The organism is Sinorhizobium sojae CCBAU 05684, from assembly GCF_002288525.1.
Taxonomy (GTDB): Bacteria; Pseudomonadota; Alphaproteobacteria; order Rhizobiales; family Rhizobiaceae; genus Sinorhizobium; species Sinorhizobium sojae.
Genome location: NZ_CP023068.1, coordinates 347,524 through 365,118 on the forward strand (window position 1 = coordinate 347,524; position 17,595 = coordinate 365,118).

The 17,595-nt window shown below is 62.2% G+C and carries 17 protein-coding genes; 14 read left to right on the top strand and 3 right to left on the bottom strand.

The genetic code is table 11. The features are described 5' to 3' along the window. The first annotated feature begins 17 nt into the window (after positions 1-17). From denD to SJ05684_RS19330, 6 genes are all read left to right on the top strand, one after another. Positions 18-1,001, top strand: coding sequence for a D-erythronate dehydrogenase (gene denD, locus SJ05684_RS19305; RefSeq protein ID WP_034854510.1), 984 nt, complete (start codon positions 18-20; stop codon positions 999-1,001). Position 1,002: 1 nt separating this feature from the next. Beyond that, entirely contained in the window at positions 1,003-1,779 is a 777-nt protein-coding gene (locus tag SJ05684_RS19310) for an SDR family oxidoreductase (RefSeq protein WP_034854509.1), read from the top strand. An 87-nt stretch (positions 1,780-1,866) separates the two neighbouring features. After that, positions 1,867-2,934 (top strand): ABC transporter ATP-binding protein, encoded by a 1,068-nt coding sequence (locus SJ05684_RS19315; protein ID WP_034854508.1) that lies wholly within the window; start codon positions 1,867-1,869, stop codon positions 2,932-2,934. Positions 2,935-3,081: 147 nt separating this feature from the next. Continuing rightward, on the top strand, positions 3,082-4,392 hold the full coding sequence (locus SJ05684_RS19320) for an ABC transporter substrate-binding protein (protein WP_034854507.1): 1,311 nt from the start codon (positions 3,082-3,084) through the stop codon (positions 4,390-4,392). Positions 4,393-4,484: 92 nt separating this feature from the next. Then, positions 4,485-5,417 carry a carbohydrate ABC transporter permease gene (locus tag SJ05684_RS19325; RefSeq protein ID WP_034854506.1) on the top strand — a complete coding sequence of 311 codons (933 nt, stop codon included), beginning with the start codon at positions 4,485-4,487 and terminating at the stop codon, positions 5,415-5,417. Positions 5,418-5,430: 13 nt separating this feature from the next. Continuing rightward, on the top strand, positions 5,431-6,333 hold the full coding sequence (locus SJ05684_RS19330) for a carbohydrate ABC transporter permease (protein ID WP_034854505.1): 903 nt from the start codon (positions 5,431-5,433) through the stop codon (positions 6,331-6,333). A gap of 5 nt (positions 6,334-6,338) precedes the next feature. Here SJ05684_RS19330 and SJ05684_RS19335 read toward each other — a convergent pair whose 3' ends face one another. From SJ05684_RS19335 to SJ05684_RS19345, 3 genes are all read right to left on the bottom strand, one after another. Beyond that, positions 6,339-6,983, bottom strand: coding sequence for a DUF6064 family protein (locus SJ05684_RS19335; RefSeq protein WP_034854504.1), 645 nt, complete (start codon positions 6,981-6,983; stop codon positions 6,339-6,341). Between the two features lie 135 nt (positions 6,984-7,118). After that, on the bottom strand, positions 7,119-8,033 hold the full coding sequence (locus SJ05684_RS19340) for an aldo/keto reductase (protein WP_083846125.1): 915 nt from the start codon (positions 8,031-8,033) through the stop codon (positions 7,119-7,121). A 106-nt stretch (positions 8,034-8,139) separates the two neighbouring features. After that, entirely contained in the window at positions 8,140-8,622 is a 483-nt protein-coding gene (locus SJ05684_RS19345) for a VOC family protein (RefSeq protein ID WP_034854503.1), read from the bottom strand. A 282-nt stretch (positions 8,623-8,904) separates the two neighbouring features. Between SJ05684_RS19345 and SJ05684_RS19355 the strand changes: the two genes are divergently transcribed. The 8 genes from SJ05684_RS19355 to minE all read left to right on the top strand — a co-directional run bounded on the left by SJ05684_RS19355 (position 8,905) and on the right by minE (position 17,540). Beyond that, entirely contained in the window at positions 8,905-9,504 is a 600-nt protein-coding gene (locus tag SJ05684_RS19355; protein WP_034854501.1) for a YdeI/OmpD-associated family protein, read from the top strand. Between the two features lie 1,081 nt (positions 9,505-10,585). Further along, a complete protein-coding gene (asnB, locus tag SJ05684_RS19365) occupies positions 10,586-12,520 on the top strand; it encodes an asparagine synthase (glutamine-hydrolyzing) (RefSeq protein ID WP_034854500.1) in 1,935 nt (644 codons plus the stop codon). 21 nt (positions 12,521-12,541) lie between these two features. Next, positions 12,542-12,808, top strand: coding sequence for an acyl carrier protein (locus SJ05684_RS19370; RefSeq protein WP_034854499.1), 267 nt, complete (start codon positions 12,542-12,544; stop codon positions 12,806-12,808). Between the two features lie 27 nt (positions 12,809-12,835). After that, on the top strand, positions 12,836-14,383 hold the full coding sequence (locus SJ05684_RS19375) for a class I adenylate-forming enzyme family protein (protein ID WP_034854498.1): 1,548 nt from the start codon (positions 12,836-12,838) through the stop codon (positions 14,381-14,383). Beyond that, entirely contained in the window at positions 14,380-15,387 is a 1,008-nt protein-coding gene (gene nadE / locus SJ05684_RS19380; RefSeq protein ID WP_034854497.1) for an NAD(+) synthase, read from the top strand. The genes SJ05684_RS19375 and nadE overlap by 4 nt, the downstream gene beginning before the upstream one ends. 300 nt (positions 15,388-15,687) lie before the next feature. Further along, a complete protein-coding gene (gene minC, locus SJ05684_RS19385) occupies positions 15,688-16,434 on the top strand; it encodes a septum site-determining protein MinC (RefSeq protein WP_034854496.1) in 747 nt (248 codons plus the stop codon). A 33-nt stretch (positions 16,435-16,467) separates the two neighbouring features. Next, positions 16,468-17,283, top strand: coding sequence for a septum site-determining protein MinD (minD, locus tag SJ05684_RS19390; RefSeq protein ID WP_034854495.1), 816 nt, complete (start codon positions 16,468-16,470; stop codon positions 17,281-17,283). Beyond that, positions 17,280-17,540, top strand: a complete 261-nt coding sequence (minE, locus tag SJ05684_RS19395) for a cell division topological specificity factor MinE (RefSeq protein WP_034854494.1) — start codon at positions 17,280-17,282, stop codon at positions 17,538-17,540. The genes minD and minE overlap by 4 nt, the downstream gene beginning before the upstream one ends. Positions 17,541-17,595: the final 55 nt, after the last annotated feature.

The following is a 17,595-nucleotide window of genomic DNA, read 5'->3' on the forward strand; positions in this document are numbered from 1 at the left end:
GAGGAGGTTCGCCGCGAATGCACGTCATGATCATCGGTGCGGCCGGCATGATCGGCCGAAAACTCGTCGAAAGGCTGGCCGTGGCGCCGGCTGCGCTCGGTCATGAGATCACGCACTTGACACTGGTGGACGTGGTCGAACCGGAGACTCCGGCAACGCTTTCCGCAATTTCCGCGACGCTTGCAATCGATCTCTCGTCGGAGGGTGGCGCCGAGCGGCTCGTCGCCGCGCGGCCCGACGTGATCTTCCATCTGGCGGCAATCGTCTCCGGCGAGGCGGAGGCGGATTTCGACAAGGGCTACCGTGTCAATCTCGACGGCACCCGGGCGCTGTTCGAGGCGATCCGCCAGGAAGGTCGACGCGAGCGCTACGCGCCGCGCGTCATCTTCGCCTCGTCGATCGCCGTCTTCGGCCAGCCGTTCCCGGAGAGGATCGGAGACGAGTTCTTCACGACCCCGCTGACGAGCTATGGAACGCAGAAGGCCATTTGCGAGCTGCTGCTGGCCGACTATACGCGGCGCGGCTTCTTTGACGGAATAGGCATCCGCTTGCCGACCATCTGCATTCGCCCCGGCGCGCCGAACAAGGCGGCTTCCGGTTTCTTCTCCAACATTCTGCGCGAACCGCTCGCCGGCAATGAGGCGGTGCTGCCGGTCGACGAAAACGTCCGGCACTGGTTTGCAAGCCCGCGCTCGGCCGTCGGATTTTTCGTCCATGCGACGCGCCTGGATACCAGTCGCATCGGGCCGCGGCGCAACCTCACCATGCCGGGCCTGTCAGCGCTGGTCGGCGAAGAGATCGAAGCGCTCGGGCGCATTGCGGGAGCGAAGGCCGTCAGACTCATCCGTCACGAACCGGATCCGGTCATCCGCGCGATCGTCGCCGGCTGGCCAACCAATTTCGACGCACGTCGGGCTCGCGAACTCGGCTTCACCGCCGAGGCGAGTTTCGACGAGATCATCCGCATTCATATCGAGGACGAACTCGGGGGTAAGATCTGAAATGGCACAGGGGAACCGGTCGGGCGAGGGGAAGATTGCACTTGTGACGGGTGGCGGCACCGGTATCGGACGCGGCATCGCCACGGCGTTGAGCGCCGAGCACTATGCCCTCGTCATTACCGGGCGCCGCGCGGACGTTTTGCAGGCGTCGGCTCAGGAGATCGCGGCCGGAACCGGCGGCACAGTCCGCGCTGTTCCCTGCGACGTCGGAGATCCAGGCCAGGTGGCGGCGCTTTTCGAGACGATCCGCCGGGAGTTTGGCCGGCTCGACCTGCTCGTCAACAATGCGGGCTCCACTGTGCCGCCGGTGCCGCTCGAGGAGGTGAGCTTCGACCAGTGGAGCGGGATCCTCGCCGCGAACCTGACGGGTGCCTTTCTCTGCACCCAACAGGCTTTTCGGCTGATGAAGGCGCAGGATCCGCGCGGGGGGCGCATCATTAACAATGGCTCGATTTCGGCGACGACGCCGAGGCCCAACTCCGCGCCCTATACGGCGACGAAGCACGCGATTACCGGTCTCACCAAATCGACCGCACTCGACGGGCGGCCCTTCGGCATCGCCTGCGGCCAGATCGATATCGGCAATGCTGCAACCGACATGACGCAAAAGATGAGCAGCGGCGTGCTGCAGGCCAATGGCGAGATCGCTTCCGAGCCGACCATTCCGGTCAAGCACGTCGCCGAGGCCGTCGTCTACATGGCCGGGCTGCCGCTCTCGGCCAATGTCCTGACGATGACGGTGATGGCGACGAAAATGCCGCTGGTCGGCCGCGGATAGCGGTCAAAGCCTTCCGCCCGCCCTATATCTCTCAGCGGCGGGAGGTGGGGCGACCGCGGAAAGAATAAGGTCCTGGGAGGAGCGTAAATGGCAGGCGTGGATTTTGTCGATGTCAGGAAGTCCTTCGGAGCTTTCCCGGTCATCAAGGGCGTGAATATCGAGATCGAGGATGGCGAGTTCGTCATTCTCGTCGGCCCGTCCGGCTGCGGAAAGTCGACCCTGCTCCGGATGTTGGCCGGGCTCGAAAACATTACCGCTGGCGAGATCCGCATCGGCAACCGCGTCGTCAATCGGCTGCCGCCGAAGGACCGCGATATCGCCATGGTGTTCCAAAACTACGCCCTCTACCCGCATATGACGGTCCGAGACAACATGGCCTTCTCGCTGATGCTGAAAGGATCGGCGAGGGGGGACATCGACAAGAGCGTCGGCGCGGCCGCTGACATTCTCGGTCTGTCGAGGCTGCTCGACCGCTATCCGCGCCAACTCTCCGGCGGGCAGCGCCAGCGCGTCGCGATGGGGCGCGCGATCGTGCGCGATCCGCAGGTATTCCTCTTTGACGAGCCGCTGTCGAACCTCGACGCGAAGCTGCGTGTCGCCATGCGGGCAGAAATCAAGGAACTGCACCAGCGCCTGAAGACGACGACGGTTTACGTCACCCACGATCAGATCGAGGCGATGACCATGGCCGACAAGATCGTTGTCATGCATGACGGCATCGTCGAGCAGATCGGCGCTCCGCTCGACCTTTATGATCAGCCGGCCAATCTTTTCGTCGCCGGCTTCATCGGCTCGCCGGCGATGAACATGCTCAACGGCCGCCTCGATGCGAATAATCCTAACGCCTTCTTGTCGGTGGACGGCACGGCTCTGCCAGTAGCGCGCCCTGCCGCCGCGGCACGAGGGCGCAATCTCATCTATGGCCTCAGGCCCGAGTACCTGTCCCTCGATCCGAACGGATTGCCGGCCGAGGTCGTGGTGATCGAGCCGACCGGCTACGAGACGCAAATGATCGTGAAACTCGGCGGCGCGGAGGTGACCGGTGTGTTCCGAGAACGCGTCAACGCCAGGCCCGGCGAGACGATCCGTTTAGCGATCGACAGCCAGCATGTTCACCTGTTCGACGCCGAAACCGGGCGGCGACTGATCGATTGAAGCCGTGCGGCCGACGGGGAGGGGGAGGAGCCCTCCTCGATTTGCACGGGCGATGCCCCGGCGATGTGCCGGGCATCGGGTGCATTCGTCAAGCGGGGCGGCGGATGCGGGAAGAAGATGCTCCCGCTGAATGAAGGAGGAGTACCAATGCCGATAAAGAGACGTGATTTCCTCGCAGGTTCCGCGGCGCTCGCGGGCATGGCCGGGCTTCCGCTCAGCGCTCGCCCGTCCTTCGCGCAAGCAGAGCCGACCTATACGCCCGAGGAGGGTGCAAGCCTCAGGCTGCTGAGATGGGCCCCCTTCGTCCAGGGCGACGAAGATGCTTGGCTTGCCAATACCAAGAAGTTCACCGAGGCGACCGGCGTCGAGGTGCGCATCGACAAGGAGAGCTGGGAGGACATTCGCCCGAAGGCAGCCGTCGCCGCCAATGTCGGCTCCGGACCCGACATGGTGTTGTGCTGGTTTGACGATGCGCATCAATATCCCGACAAGCTCGTCGAGCTGACGGAGCTCGCCAACTATCTCGGCGACAAATATGGCGGCTGGTACGATGGCCTGAAGGGCTATGCGACCCGGGACGGCAAGTTCATCGCCATGCCGCTGACCGCGATCGGCAACGCCGTCTGCTATCGCGACAGCCACATGAAAGCCGCCGGATTCAGCGAATTCCCCGAGGACACGGCAGGCTTCCTCGAGCTCTGCAAGGCGATGAAGGCCAAGGGAACCCCGGCCGGCTTCCCGCACGGCAAGGCCGTCGGCGACGGCAACAACTATGCCCATTGGCTGCTCTGGAGCCATGGCGGCAAGATGGTCGACGAGGACGGTAAAGTCACCATCAACAGCCCCGAGACGCTGGCCGCGATCAACTATGCCAAGCAGCTTTACGAGACCTTTATTCCGGGAACCGAAAGCTGGCTCGACATCAACAACAACCGCGCCTTCCTCGCCGGTCAGATATCACTGACGGCGAACGGCGTATCGCTCTACTATGCTGCCAAAAAGGACCCGGCGCTTGCGGAGATTGCGGAAGATCTCCGTTCGACCAACTTCCCGATCGGGCCGGTCGGGCAAAGCGTCGAGCTTCACCAGACGAGCTCTATCCTGCTCTTCAACCATAGCAAATATCCGGAAGCGGCCAAGGCCTACATCAAGTTCATGATGGAGGGCGATCAGATGAACGCCTGGATCGAAGGGTCCAGCGCCTATTGCTGCCAGCCGCTGAAGGCCTTTGCCGACAACCCGATCTGGACCGCGGATCCGATCCACGCGCCCTATGCGAAGGCCTCCGAAACCTTGCGGCCAAACGGCTATGCCGGACCGCTCGGCTATGCTTCCGCCGGCGTGATGGCAGACTACGTGCTGGTCGACATGTTCGCCGCGGCGGTGACCGGTCAGATGACGCCGGAAGAGGCGATGGCGGAAGCGGAGCGGCGGGCAAACCGCTACTATCGCGTCTAGCGATCGGGCGGCGGCGGTGAAAACCGCCGCGACACGCAAAGGCGTCGGCGGCTGTGCCTGCCGACGCAATTCACTTCAGCCGGAGAAGACCGATGTCCCTCACGTCGTCCGAGAAGCCGCCAGGCGCAATAGCGTCGCTGATGCAGAACAACAATGTGCTCGGCCTCCTGTTCATGCTGCCGGCCGCCGTCTTCCTTATCTGCTTCTTGACCTATCCTCTGGGCCTCGGCGTCTGGCTCGGCTTCACCGATACGCGCATCGGTCGCGACGGCATCTTCATCGGCCTTGAGAACTACGTATTCCTGGCGCGGGATTCGGTCTTCTGGCTCTCGGTGTTCAACACACTTCTCTACACTTTCGTGGCGTCGATCCTGAAGTTCGTGCTGGGCCTCTGGCTGGCGCTGTTGCTCAACGAGAACCTGCCGTACAAATCCTTCTTCCGCGCGATCGTTCTTCTGCCCTGGGTCGTGCCGACGGTGCTCTCGGCGCTTGCCTTCTGGTGGATCTACGATTCGCAATTTTCGATCATTTCCTGGTCGCTGATGCAGCTCGGCCTGATCGACGCGCCGATCAACTTCCTCGGCGATCCGACCAATGCGCGCGCTTCGGTCATTGCCGCCAATGTCTGGCGCGGCATCCCCTTCGTCGCGATCTCGCTGCTTGCCGGCCTTCAGACGATCCCGCCGTCGCTGCAGGAGGCGGCCTCCCTCGACGGGGCCACGAGTTGGCAGCGCTTCCGCTTCGTCACGCTCCCGATGCTGACGCCGATCATCGCCGTGGTGATGACCTTCTCGGTGCTTTTCACTTTCACCGATTTCCAGCTCATCTACGTCCTCACCAGGGGAGGCCCTGTGAATGCGACGCACCTGATGGCGACGCTTTCGTTCCAGCGCGGCATTCCGGGCGGCCAGCTCGGCGAAGGGGCGGCGATTGCCGTCGCGATGATCCCCTTCCTGCTCGCTGCGATCATGTTCAGCTTCTTCGGGCTGCAACGCCGGAAGTGGCAGCAGGGCGGCCAGGATTGAGCGGGAGGGGACAATGAACACCACCATGACGAAAATCGAAGACGAGGTCCTCACCGATACCGCCGAGGGCATGAGCTATCTGAACCGCCTGCCGCGAAGGATCGTCGTGCTATACCTGCCGATGGCCGTCTTCGTCTTCGTGCTGCTCTTTCCGTTCTACTGGATGGCGATCACCGCGATCAAACCGAATGCACAGCTGACGGACTATAACAATTACAGCCCCTTCTGGGTGGTGGGGCCGACGCTCGACCATATTAAATACCTGCTTTTCGAGACCTCCTATCCGGGGTGGCTGTGGAACACGATGCTGGTGGCCATCGGTTCGACGATCCTATCGCTGGCCGCCTCGATTTTCGCGGCCTACGCAATCGAACGGGTGCGCTTCACCGGCGCGCGGCCGGTCGGGCTGATGATCTTCCTCGCCTATCTGGTGCCGCCGTCGATCCTTTTCATCCCGCTTGCCTTCATCGTCTTCAAGTTCGGCATCTATGATTCCAAGCTGGCATTGATCTTCACCTATCCGACCTTCCTCATTCCCTTCTGCACCTGGCTGCTGATGGGCTATTTTCGCTCGATCCCCTTCGAGCTTGAGGAGAGCGCGCTTGTGGACGGCGCGTCGCGCTGGCAGATCCTCGTCAAGATCATCCTGCCGCTTGCCGTCCCGGGACTGATATCGGCCGGCATCTTCGCCTTCACGCTCTCCTGGAACGAGTTCATCTATGCTCTGACCTTCATCCAGTCGTCGGAAAACAAGACCGTGCCTGTCGGCGTGCTGACGGAACTCGTACGCGGCGATGTCTTCGAATGGGGCGCGCTGATGGCGGGCGCACTCTTCGGCTCGCTGCCCGTCGTCATCCTCTATTCGTTCTTCGTCGACTACTACGTGTCGTCGATGACTGGTGCGGTGAAGGAGTGACGCCGCTATCGGTTGCCTGCCAGCAAGAGCGCGAGCGTTGCGATGATGGTGGCGAACGGCGCCCAGGCGCCGGCATCCTGCAGGGCCCAGAGCGTCAGGCCGCTGAAGGCACACCAGAGGAGCGGAACCGGCAGCAGCAGCCAGGGCGTTTTCGGTGACAGCACCAGGAGCGCGCCGAGCGTGGTCGCCACGGTTGGATCCGGCATCAGGCCGAAGGCTTCGGCTGAGGCGAGGGACCGGCCGGCAAGGGGAGCCAGCAAAGGATAGGCGACGAGCCCGAAGAGCATCAGGCCGATGCCGCCATAATACCGCGTCGCCGACGGTGCCGGCGCACTCGCCCGGCCGATACTCGCGATCAGCAGGCCCGCCTGCAGGAGGAAAGCGGCGGCCGCGTAGGACACCGGCCAGTTGATGACGGCGTAGCGCGCCCACAGGAACTGCCAGGCGCAGAAGGCCCAGGCCACTGCCAGCGCGGGTAGGACGACAGCACGGTTGCGTTTTCTCGTGAGGGCCAGCACGAGCAGGCCGCCCGTGACAAAGACGACTTGCAGCGGCCAGACCGCCTGATTGTAGCGCTCGATCAGGCGGAAATAGACGCGCGGTGAGAACATCAGGAAGTCGACAAGATCGTAGGTCGTCCAGATTTCCATCAGCAGGCATCCTGCAGCGCCGCCCCGTCTTATCAGACAGCTAAGATTGGTGTGGCACTTTGAAGTGTTGCATGTCGCTTTTCTTAATCGCCGTCGGTCTAAGGAGACATGCAGCAGCGCCCGCGCGGCGCGCCGTCAGAGCGACTCCACGTAGCCGACCATGCGCCGGCGCAAACCGTCATCCGGCAGGATGCCTGTCGCCGCCTCGAGGTTCTCCCGCACATGGTCGAGGCGCGTGGTGGCGGGAATGGCGCAGGTAACCGCTGGATGCGAGATGATGAATTTGAGCAGGAACTGCGCCCAGTTGCGCGCGCCTGTCTCGGCGAGCCAGGGCGGCAGCGGCTCGTCTTCGAAACGCCTAATGAGCCTTTTCTGCCGGAAGGGGCGGTTGACAATGACTCCGATCCCCTTCTCTTCGGCCAGCGGCAAGATGCGCTGCTCCACTTCGCGATCGAGAATGTTGTAGGTGATCTGAACGAAATCGATCGGTTCCCTTGCCATGATGCGTTCGATCTCTCGATGCCTGCGCCCTTCCGATGTGGTGATCCCGACATAGCGCAACCGCCCCGCAGCCTTCATGTCGAAGAGCGCCGGCAGGTGTTCTTCCCAGGACACGAGATTGTGCACCTGCATCAGGTCGAATTTCGCAACACCCCAATAGGCTCGGGACGCCTCGATCTGTGCGGCGCCTCGCTCCGGATCGGAAATCCAGACCTTCTCCGCCGAAAACAGCCTCTTCGGGTGGCCGAGCTTCTTGACCCCGTAGCCGATCGTCGGCTGTGAAGAGCCGTACATGGGCGAAGAGTCGATCATGCGGCCGCCGTGCTCGAAGAAGGCCGCCATCACGGCGGCGCATTCGTCCTTCAGCACCGGATCGTTTCCGACGTTGAAGGTGATCCAGGTGCCGAGGCCGACCACCGGCATCGCCTCACCGCTGGAGGGGATCGTCCGGGTGAGCACATTGCGCTGCCCGAGTGCTCGGCCTGGCAGAAGCGGCAGCAGGGTAGCGAGACCAAGCGCCTGCAATGCGATGCGCCGGGTGATTGCCATGGAGCCGCTCCTTCTTGCGCCGATGACTTGGAGTTTATCCGGGTCGTCGGGCAAGATCATGAAATCCCTGCGGCGGGAGCGGCCACGATGTCGTGAACTGAGGCGCTCAGCCCTTGCCCTGAAACGCGCGCTGGAGCGCGGCGATCTCGAGCTTCACCATGCCTAGCATAGCTTCCGTTGCGTGCTTGGCGCTCTCGCGATCGGCACTCATCATCATTTCGCCGAGCACGCGCGGCACGATCTGCCAGGAAAGCCCCCAACGGTCCTTTAGCCAGCCGCATTGTTCCGCCGTGCCGCCATTTCCGAGAAAGGCGTCCCATATGCGGTCGATCTCCTCCTGGCTGTCGCATTCTACGACGATGGAGAAGGCGTGGTTGAATGCCTCGAGAGGTCCGGCTTCCAGTGCGATGAAATTCTGGTTGTCCAGCGTGAACTCGATCACCTTGACGCGGCCGGGAGGCCCGCTCGGCGTCTCCGCAGGAACGGTCGTTGCCGAGGACTGGCTCGAATTCGGAATGACAGAGACGTAGAAATCGACCGCCTGCTGTGCTTGCTCCGGAAACCAGAGATGGGAAATGACTTTGGGCATGGAAGCCTCCTTCGATGGCGTGGACGTGCTGCTGCATGTCTGCTCAAATCGGTCCCGACCTAAGGGACAGCCGGTAGGACGTTTCGGCTTCCTCGGAGTCGACAAATCCCCGGACGACTTTCAGCGCCGCAGTGACGGGAATAGGAGCCGCCTCGATCCGCTTCTGGCCGCGACGGCCGGATTGACCGTGACATCCGGATGAGCGACAGTCCGTCATCTGGGGTGGCGGCAGAACAGCGAATGAGGCGAGCCTGCCCGCCTACCTGAATATGAGGCCCGGCAATGACGCCTGTTTATCTCAATCCCGAGAAGGTTCGCTCCTTCGAGGACGCGGAAAGCTTCTATCAATGGCTCGGCCAAAATCATGACAAGCAGGACGAAGTCTGGATAAAGGTCCACAAGGTTGGCTCCGGACTCCGATCGATCACACCCAAGGAAGCCATCGACGTCGTGCTCTGCTGGGGCTGGATCGACAGTCTGCGGAAGGGTTTCGACGAGAAGAGCTATCTGCAGCGCTACACACCGCGTGGCCGTAAAAGCATCTGGAGCCGGATCAACGTGGACAATGTCGAGCGCCTCCTCGAAGCGGGCCGGATGACGGAACATGGGCTCAAGCAGGTCGAAGCAGCAAAGGCCGACGGGCGTTGGGACCGTGCCTATGAGAGCGGCCGGGAGATGAAGATCCCCGACGATCTGCAGGTCGCCATAGACGCCGAGCCGCGAGCCAGGGTGATGCTGGACAAATTGAGTGCCCAGAACCGCTACGCCCTGGCCTTCCGCCTGCACCATGTGAAGACGGAGGCAGGGCGGCGCAAAAAGATCGAGTCTTTTGTCGCAATGCTCAAGCGTGGAGAGACGCTCCATCCGCAGCGTGGGAATTAAATTCGTCGTGCTTTCCTACGGGGGCGGTCGGTTCCAACCCGGTTTCGTCGGACTTTGGCCGCTCGGCCTCGAGCTCCAGATGACGCTCGGCTTGGCGCATCTTCTGCCATTCTCTTTCGAGGCGCAGGAACACATCCGTTTGCATATATCTTGACTGCATATGAACCCTCCCGTGGCGGCTCCCCAGGAACACGCAAGTGCAATTTTGGTTCCATTGCGAATGCTCAAGCCGTTGCGATGGCCATAGCGCCGCTGCAGTTGCAACAGCCTACAACCGTGCGTTCCTTAAGGACGCATGCTGTAAGTCTTCGGACCCACGCATCGGGCTTTTCGAAAGGCGGGCCGATTTTTGGCCGATGCGCTCGTCTTACTTGCTCCGCATTCGACATGTCCTCGACTGGTGAGGCCGCCGCCGCAGAAACTGCGATAGCGGCAGCCTCAGGCTTGCGCCTCATAGTGGATTCCACTCCTGGAGCGCCCACCCGTCAAGGCTAAGCTCTTCATCAATTGGTGCTGCAGGCTACATTCGACGGATGCGCTGACCGCAATCGAGCGGCTTATATTCTGCCACCCATTGCAGGTGTTAACCCGGCAGGTCAGCCTCACTATGCGCCAACAGGATGCGCCATCAGGTGATCTTTTCTGCTTCCTATAAGGCGTGCAAGGTCACCGACGCCGCGCCCAGAAGCAGGCATAGGGTCAAGGCGGCGGCAATTCCGTATCTCATAATTTTGATCCGGCGTGTGCGTATGCCGGTCCAGTCGTAGCTCATCATGTGCTTCGATGGTGAAGATTGAACGGATTCGGTTAATAAAATGGAAAGTAGTGCGTTCGCCGCGTCGGCGTGAGATAGACGGCGTAAATGGCCGCTAGGTGCCGTCCTCAACGGTGCGGTATAAAGTAAAGTTTTAATAAGAATTGCGTAATCTCGCCGGTTAGTCCGGAAGCTTGATCGATTATTAATTCCTTCTGTCGAATTTTAATAGTTTACCATCATCGAAGGTTTCTTTCGCGATTAACTCTTGCTGCTTTCATTCGGTCTATAGTTTCCACGCGATTGGGGCGTGAGAGCAGATCTGGCATGTGCGGTTTCAGCGGCTATTTTGGTTCAAATCGAGACGGAAAGGCCCTTCTCGAACGGATGACGGCAGCGATTGCCCATCGTGGGCCGGACGAGCAGGGCGTTTTCGCTACGCCGCAGGCGGGGCTTGGCCATGTAAGGCTGTCGATCGTCGGACTTGGCGACGGGCAGCAGCCGATGTCGGATCCGAGTGGCGAACTGACGATCGCCTTCAATGGCGAGATATTCAACTATGTCGAACTTCGAGACGAGCTTAAGGCTCGCGGCCGGCGCTTGCGCACTTCGAGCGACACCGAAGTGATCCTCCATCTTTATGACGAGATGGGCGAAGAGTGCGTCTCATTGCTCAACGGCGACTTCGCCTTCGCGATCTGGGATAGCAGGCGCCGCAGGATGATGCTGGCGCGCGACCGCATGGGCGTGCGGCCGCTGTTCTACACGACGCAGGGGAGCACGCTCTATTTCGCCTCCGAGGTCAAGGCGTTGCTCGAGGTCCCCGGCGTGACAGCTGAGATCGACCCGATCGCGCTCGACCAGATCTTCACTCTCTGGGCGCCGATCGCACCCCGCACGCCCTTCCGCAATATCCTTGAACTCGAACCGGCGCACCTGATGATCGCCGACGAGCGCGGCGTCACCACGCGCGCCTATTGGCGACTCCAATTTGCGGACCGCAGCGAGACGCCTGCATATACGGATGAAAGAGGCGCGGCCGAGGACCTGCGCGCGCTGCTGGCGGATGCGACGCGCATCCGCATGCGCGCCGACGTGCCGGTCGGGGCCTATCTTTCCGGCGGGCTCGATTCCTCGATCGTCTCGGCTCTCGCGGCCGGCATGACGCCGCAGCGACTTCGGACTTTCTCGGTCACCTTCGAGAGCGCCGAACACGACGAAAGCGCATTCCAACTGGAAATGGCCGCGGCGCTCGGCACGGCACACAGTGCTGTTGCCTGCAGTGCAGGCGACATCGCCAGGGTATTTCCCGAGGTGATCCGTTTCACCGAACGTCCGATTATCCGCACCGCGCCCGCGCCGCTCTTCCAATTGTCCGGGCTGGTGCAGGAGGCGGGACTGAAGGTGGTGATGACCGGCGAGGGCGCCGACGAAGTATTCGCCGGCTATGACATCTTCAAGGAGGCGCGCGTGCGCCGTTTCTGCGGCCGCCAGCAGGGCTCGCGCATAAGGCCGCATCTCTTTCGCAAGCTCTATCCCTATCTGCCTGGCCTCAAGCAACAGTCGCCGGAATACCTCGCCGCCTTCTTCGGCGCCGGCGATGAACCGCTGAATGATCCGCTCTTCTCGCACCGGCCGCGTTTCAAGGGCACGGCGGCGACAAAGCTCTTCTTCTCCGCCGAGTTGCGCGCCGAACTCGAGGATTACGACGCGACCGAAGAACTGATCGGCCGCCTACCAAAGGACTTCGGGCGCTGGCATCCGCTGCACCAGGCGCAATATCTGGAAAGCCGGTTTTTGCTGCCAGGTTACATCCTCTCGAGCCAGGGCGACCGCATGGCTATGGCACACGGCATCGAGGGCCGCTTCCCCTTCCTCGACCACCGTCTGGTAGAGTTTGCCGCGAAGCTGCCTCCGGAGATGAAACTCAAGCGCCTGACCGAGAAGCACATTCTTCGAGAGGCCACCAAGGATCTCCTGCCGCCCATGATCGGCAAGCGCACGAAGCAGCCGTATCGTGCGCCGGACAGCCATTCCTTCAGCGGTCCGGGCGCTTTCGATTACGTTCGCGATGCGCTGAGCGAGAAGACCGTCTCCGCCGCCGGCCTCTTCAATGCCAAGGCTGTCGCGAAGCTCCATGAAAAGTGCCGCACCCGGCCGGCTTCGGGCTTCCGCGACAATGCCGCCTTCGTCGGCATCCTCTCGACACAACTATGGCTCCAGACATTTACCGGTGCCGGCCGCAAGGCGGCTGCCGCTTGAACCGACAGAAAGGAAAAGGACATGACGCAGACGGTAAAGGACAAGGTCAGAACCTTCATCATCGAAAATTTCCTGTTCGGCGATACCTCCTACGAGCTCGCCGATACGGCGTCGCTGATCGAAAACGACATCATCGATTCCACGGGTGTACTGGAACTCGTGGCCTTCATCGAGGACCAGTTCGGGATCGTGATGGTTGACGCCGACATCGTTCCGGCGAATCTCGACTCGCTTGCGCGCATCACGACGTTCATCGAAGCGAAGGCCGCAGTGCCGGTCACGGCCTGAAGCGGTTGCAGAGCGGGGCTTACGGGCATGAGGTTTGAGCAATTCCTCTTGAGGAACGCCACAGCGAATGGTGCCAAGACCGCCTTGGTCACCGACCGCAGACGGCTGAGCTACGAAGAGCTCGACGAACTTTCGAGCCGTCTTGCGGCGGCGCTTTCCGCCAATGGGATCAAGCGGAACGACCGCGTTCTCGTCTTCATGGATAATTGCTGGGAAGCGGCGGTCTCGATCTTCGCGGCCCTCAAGACCGGAGCGACCTTCAGCCCGATCAACGCCTCCACCAAGGCTGACAAGCTCGCCTATATCATCACGGATTGCGAGGCGGCGGCGATCTTGACGCAAGCAAAGCTGATGCCGGTCGTTGCCGAGGCGCGGACGCTTTCGTTCGGCCATGCGCCCTTCGTCGTCTCGACCGCGGCGCCCGGCGGCCGCATGCCTGACGGGGCTGCATCCTTCGAGGAGTGCCTGACGACGGCGCCGGCGCCTGTGGCGCATGGCGGCATCGACGTCGACCTTGCCATGCTGATCTACACCTCCGGCTCGACCGGGCGTCCGAAGGGCGTGATGATGACCCATCGCAATATCGATGCGGCGTCGGAGTCGATCACTACCTATCTCTGCAATCGGCCGGACGACGTTATCCTCAACGTCCTGCCGCTCGCCTTCGACTACGGTCTCTATCAATTGCTGATGGCGATCCGTCTCGGTGCCACTCTCGTCCTCGAAAAGTCCTTCGCCTTTCCGCAGGCAATCTTTGAGCGCATTCGCGCCGAAGGTGTCACCGGGTTCCCGCTGGTGCCGACCATGGCCGCGTTGATGCTGCAGATGCGCGATCTCGAGCCCGGCTTCCTGCCGAGCCTACGCTATATTTCGAATACCGCCGCCGCGCTGCCGCCGGCCCATATTGCGCGGCTCAGGGAACTGTTTCCGTCGGCCAGGCTCTATTCGATGTACGGCCTTACAGAGTGCAAGCGCTGCACCTATCTGCCACCTGAGGAGCTCGACCGGAGGCCGGGCTCGGTTGGTATCGCCATTCCGAACACGGAAGCCTTCGTCGTCGACGACGAGGGTAAGTGCGTGGCGCCGGGCGTGGCCGGAGAACTCGTCATCCGCGGCCCGCATGTCATGCAGGGCTATTGGCGAAACGACGCGGCGACCGACCGAATGCTGCGTCCAGGACCAAACCCGTGGGAAAAGGTGCTCTATACCGGCGACCTCTTCCGCGCCGACGAGGAGGGATACCTCTATTTCGTCGGGCGCAAGGACGACATCATCAAGACGCGCGGCGAGAAGGTCGCGCCCAAGGAGGTCGAGACCGTGTTACACGCCCATCCGGGGATCGCCGAAGCTGTCGTCATCGGCGTTCCGGATCCGGTGCTCGGGGCTGCGATCGGCGCGCTGGTAGTCCTCTCAGATCCGACGCTCAGCGAGAAGGACGTCATCCGCCACTGCGCCCGTCACCTCGAAGATTTCATGGTGCCGAAGATCGTGGAATTTCGCACCGAGCTACCGAAGACCGACACTGGCAAGGTCAGCCGCAGGCTGGCAGCCGAAACATTGGAGCCCGCCGAATGAATATCCGCCCGGACCAAGAGCGTTTCGTTTTCTCCGCCGAGACCCTGAAGATCGATGCGGCGGCAGAGACTGACCGCATCGTCGCGGGTCTGCGTGCGCAATTGCGCGGCATGCGCAAGCGTGGTCTCGTGCTCGGTCTTTCGGGAGGCATCGATTCGAGCGTGTCGGTGGCGCTCGCGGTCCGCGCCGTCGGTGCCAGGAATGTCTTCTGCCTCTTCATGCCGGAGAACGATTCCGATCCGGAAAGCTTGCGCCTCGGTCGCCTGGTGGCGGACACGTTCGGCGTTGAGGCGATTATCGAGGATATCGGCCCGACGCTTGCGGCAATGGGCTGCTACGAGCGCCGCGACGCCTTCATCCGCGAACTCGTGCCGGATTACGGGCCGGGCTGGGCTTCGAAGATCGTTATCGCCAATGCGCTCGAGGGCGACGGCTACAATATTTCCTCGCTGGTGGTCCAGGACCCAGAGGGCAATCGCACGAAGCTGCGCATGTCGCCTTCGGTCTATCTCGGCATCGTCGCCGCGACGAACATGAAACAGCGTACGCGCAAGCAGATTGAATATTATCACGCCGATCGGCTCAATTTCGCCGTGCTCGGTACGCCGAACCGGCTCGAATACGATCAGGGCTTCTTCGTCAAGAACGGCGATGGTGCGGCGGACGTCAAGCCGATTGCGCATCTCTACAAGTCCCAGGTCTATGCGCTTGCCGCCTATCTCGGCGTGCCCGATGAAATCTGCCGCCGTCCGCCGACCACGGACACCTACTCGCTCGAGCAGACGCAGGAGGAGTTCTATTTCTCGCTCCCCTACGACCGCATGGACCTCTGCCTTTACGGTCTGAACAATGGCTTGAGCGCCGAACAGGTCGGCCGCGTTGCGAACCTGACGGCAGTTCAGGTTGAACGCGTATGGGCCGATGTCGCCGCCAAACGCAAGGCGACCCGGTATCTGCATCTCGGGCCGCAACTCGTGCAACCGATCGCAGAGATCGGCGGCTGATTCGACCGCGCCGGGCGCTCGCCGAGCGCCCGGGTTTTCTCCTTGGCTCACCCTCGCCGGAACGGATACCGCATCTGCTCCGAATTAGCGCACGCGCAAGCGCTCGGCGTTTTCGAACGCATCGCACTTGAGCCGGTTCGCGCAACGCTTTGTTCTCCCCCGAAAATCTTATCAAACCGTGTCGGACAGAAGGTGTACTCCGCCTCGTCGACACCTTTCTCCAGCCCCGTGCAGGGTAGCGGAATTAACCATTTGTTAACCGTGACTCGCCTACATCTAGGCAACGGAAAATTAACGTAGATGACCAAAGTGCTAACAGACACCCGCTCCATACGCATCAAGGGCCGCTCGTTCCTTGCACTGGTGCTCTCGCCAGAGCCGCCGCTCGAAGCCTGGCTTGCCCGTCTCGACGATCTGGCCTCGCGGTCGGCGGGGTTCTTCCTGGGGCGGCCGGTGGTCCTCGACGTCGCGGACATCGAAATCGACCGGGCGCAGCTGAAGAACCTGATCGACGAACTCGGCAAGCGCAATGTCCGAATTATGGGCATCGAGGGCGGGCGTCCGTCACTGTTCGAGCCGGGCATGCCGCCAGCGATGCGAGGCGGTCGACCGGCTCCGGACATCGAGATACCGGAGGTGGGGCCCGGGTCCGACGCGAGTGGGCCTGCCAACGAAAAAGCGGCGGCCCATGAGGCCGAGGCGCAAGCGGCGCGGACGATCTCCTCGATCGTCATTCGCGAGCCCGTGCGCTCCGGGCAGTCTGTGATCTTTCCCGAGGGTGACGTCACCGTTGTCGGCTCGGTCGCCTCTGGCGCGGAGATCATCGCCGGCGGCTCGGTTCACATCTATGGAACGCTCAGGGGACGGGCGCTGGCCGGCTCGGTCGGTAACGCGTCGGCGCGGATCTTCTGCCGCCGGCTCGAAGCGGAGTTGTTGGCGATCGACGGAGTCTACAAGACGGCCGAAGACATGGCGCCCAACCTTCGCGGTCAGGCGGTGCAACTCTGGCTCGAGGGCGATTCGATCATGGCAGAAAGACTTAACTGAGCCGGCGGCCGGCCAGCGGACAGGAGCGGGAATATGGCGAAAGTAATCGTTGTGACATCAGGCAAGGGTGGCGTCGGCAAGACGACATCGACCGCCGCGCTCGGTGCGGCGCTGGCGCAGAGAAACGAAAAGACTGTGGTGGTCGACTTTGATGTCGGCCTGCGCAATCTCGACCTCGTCATGGGCGCCGAGCGCCGCGTCGTCTATGACATCGTCAACGTTATCCAGGGTGATGCCAAGCTGCCGCAGGCGCTGATCCGCGACAAGCGCCTGGAGACGCTTTTCCTGCTGCCCGCTTCGCAGACGCGCGACAAGGACGCCCTGACTCCCGAGGGCGTCGAGCGGGTGATGGGCGAGCTCAAGAAGCATTTCGACTGGATCATCTGCGACAGCCCCGCCGGCATCGAACGCGGTGCGACGCTCGCCATGCGCCATGCCGACATCGCCGTTATCGTCACCAACCCGGAAGTCTCCTCAGTTCGCGATTCCGACCGGATTATTGGCCTGCTAGACGCCAAGACCGAACGGGCCGAGCGCGGCGAACGGGTGGAGAAGCACCTGCTGCTCACCCGCTACGACGCAGCACGCGCCGAGCGGGGCGACATGCTGAAGGTCGACGACGTTCTCGAGATCCTTTCGATACCGCTCATCGGCATCGTTCCTGAAAGCACGGATGTGCTGCGCGCTTCCAATGTCGGCGCACCAGTCACCCTTGCCGACAGCCGCAGCGCCCCGGCGCTCGCCTATCTCGACGCCGCCCGCCGTCTGACCGGCGAGACCGTCCCCATGACCATTCCGGGCGAGAAGCGCGGCCTCTTCGGCAAAATATTCGGACGGAGGGCAGCATGAGCATATTCCGCTTCTTTAGCAAACAAACGTCGGCGCCGATGGCGCGGGAGCGACTGCAGGTGCTGCTCGCTCACGAGCGGGCATCGGTCGGCCACTCCGACCTGGTGGCGAAGCTCAGGGAAGAGATTCTCGCCGTCATCGCCAAGCACGTCCAGGTGGATGGCGACAAAGTGAGCGTCAAGATGGACCGCGGCGAGAACGTGTCGACGCTGGAAGTCGATATCGAGATCCCATTGAAGGCCGTGCGTGCGGCCTGAGATACCGAGCGGCCGGACTCAGTGCCGGTCGTCTTTGCTCGCCGGAAGACGACCG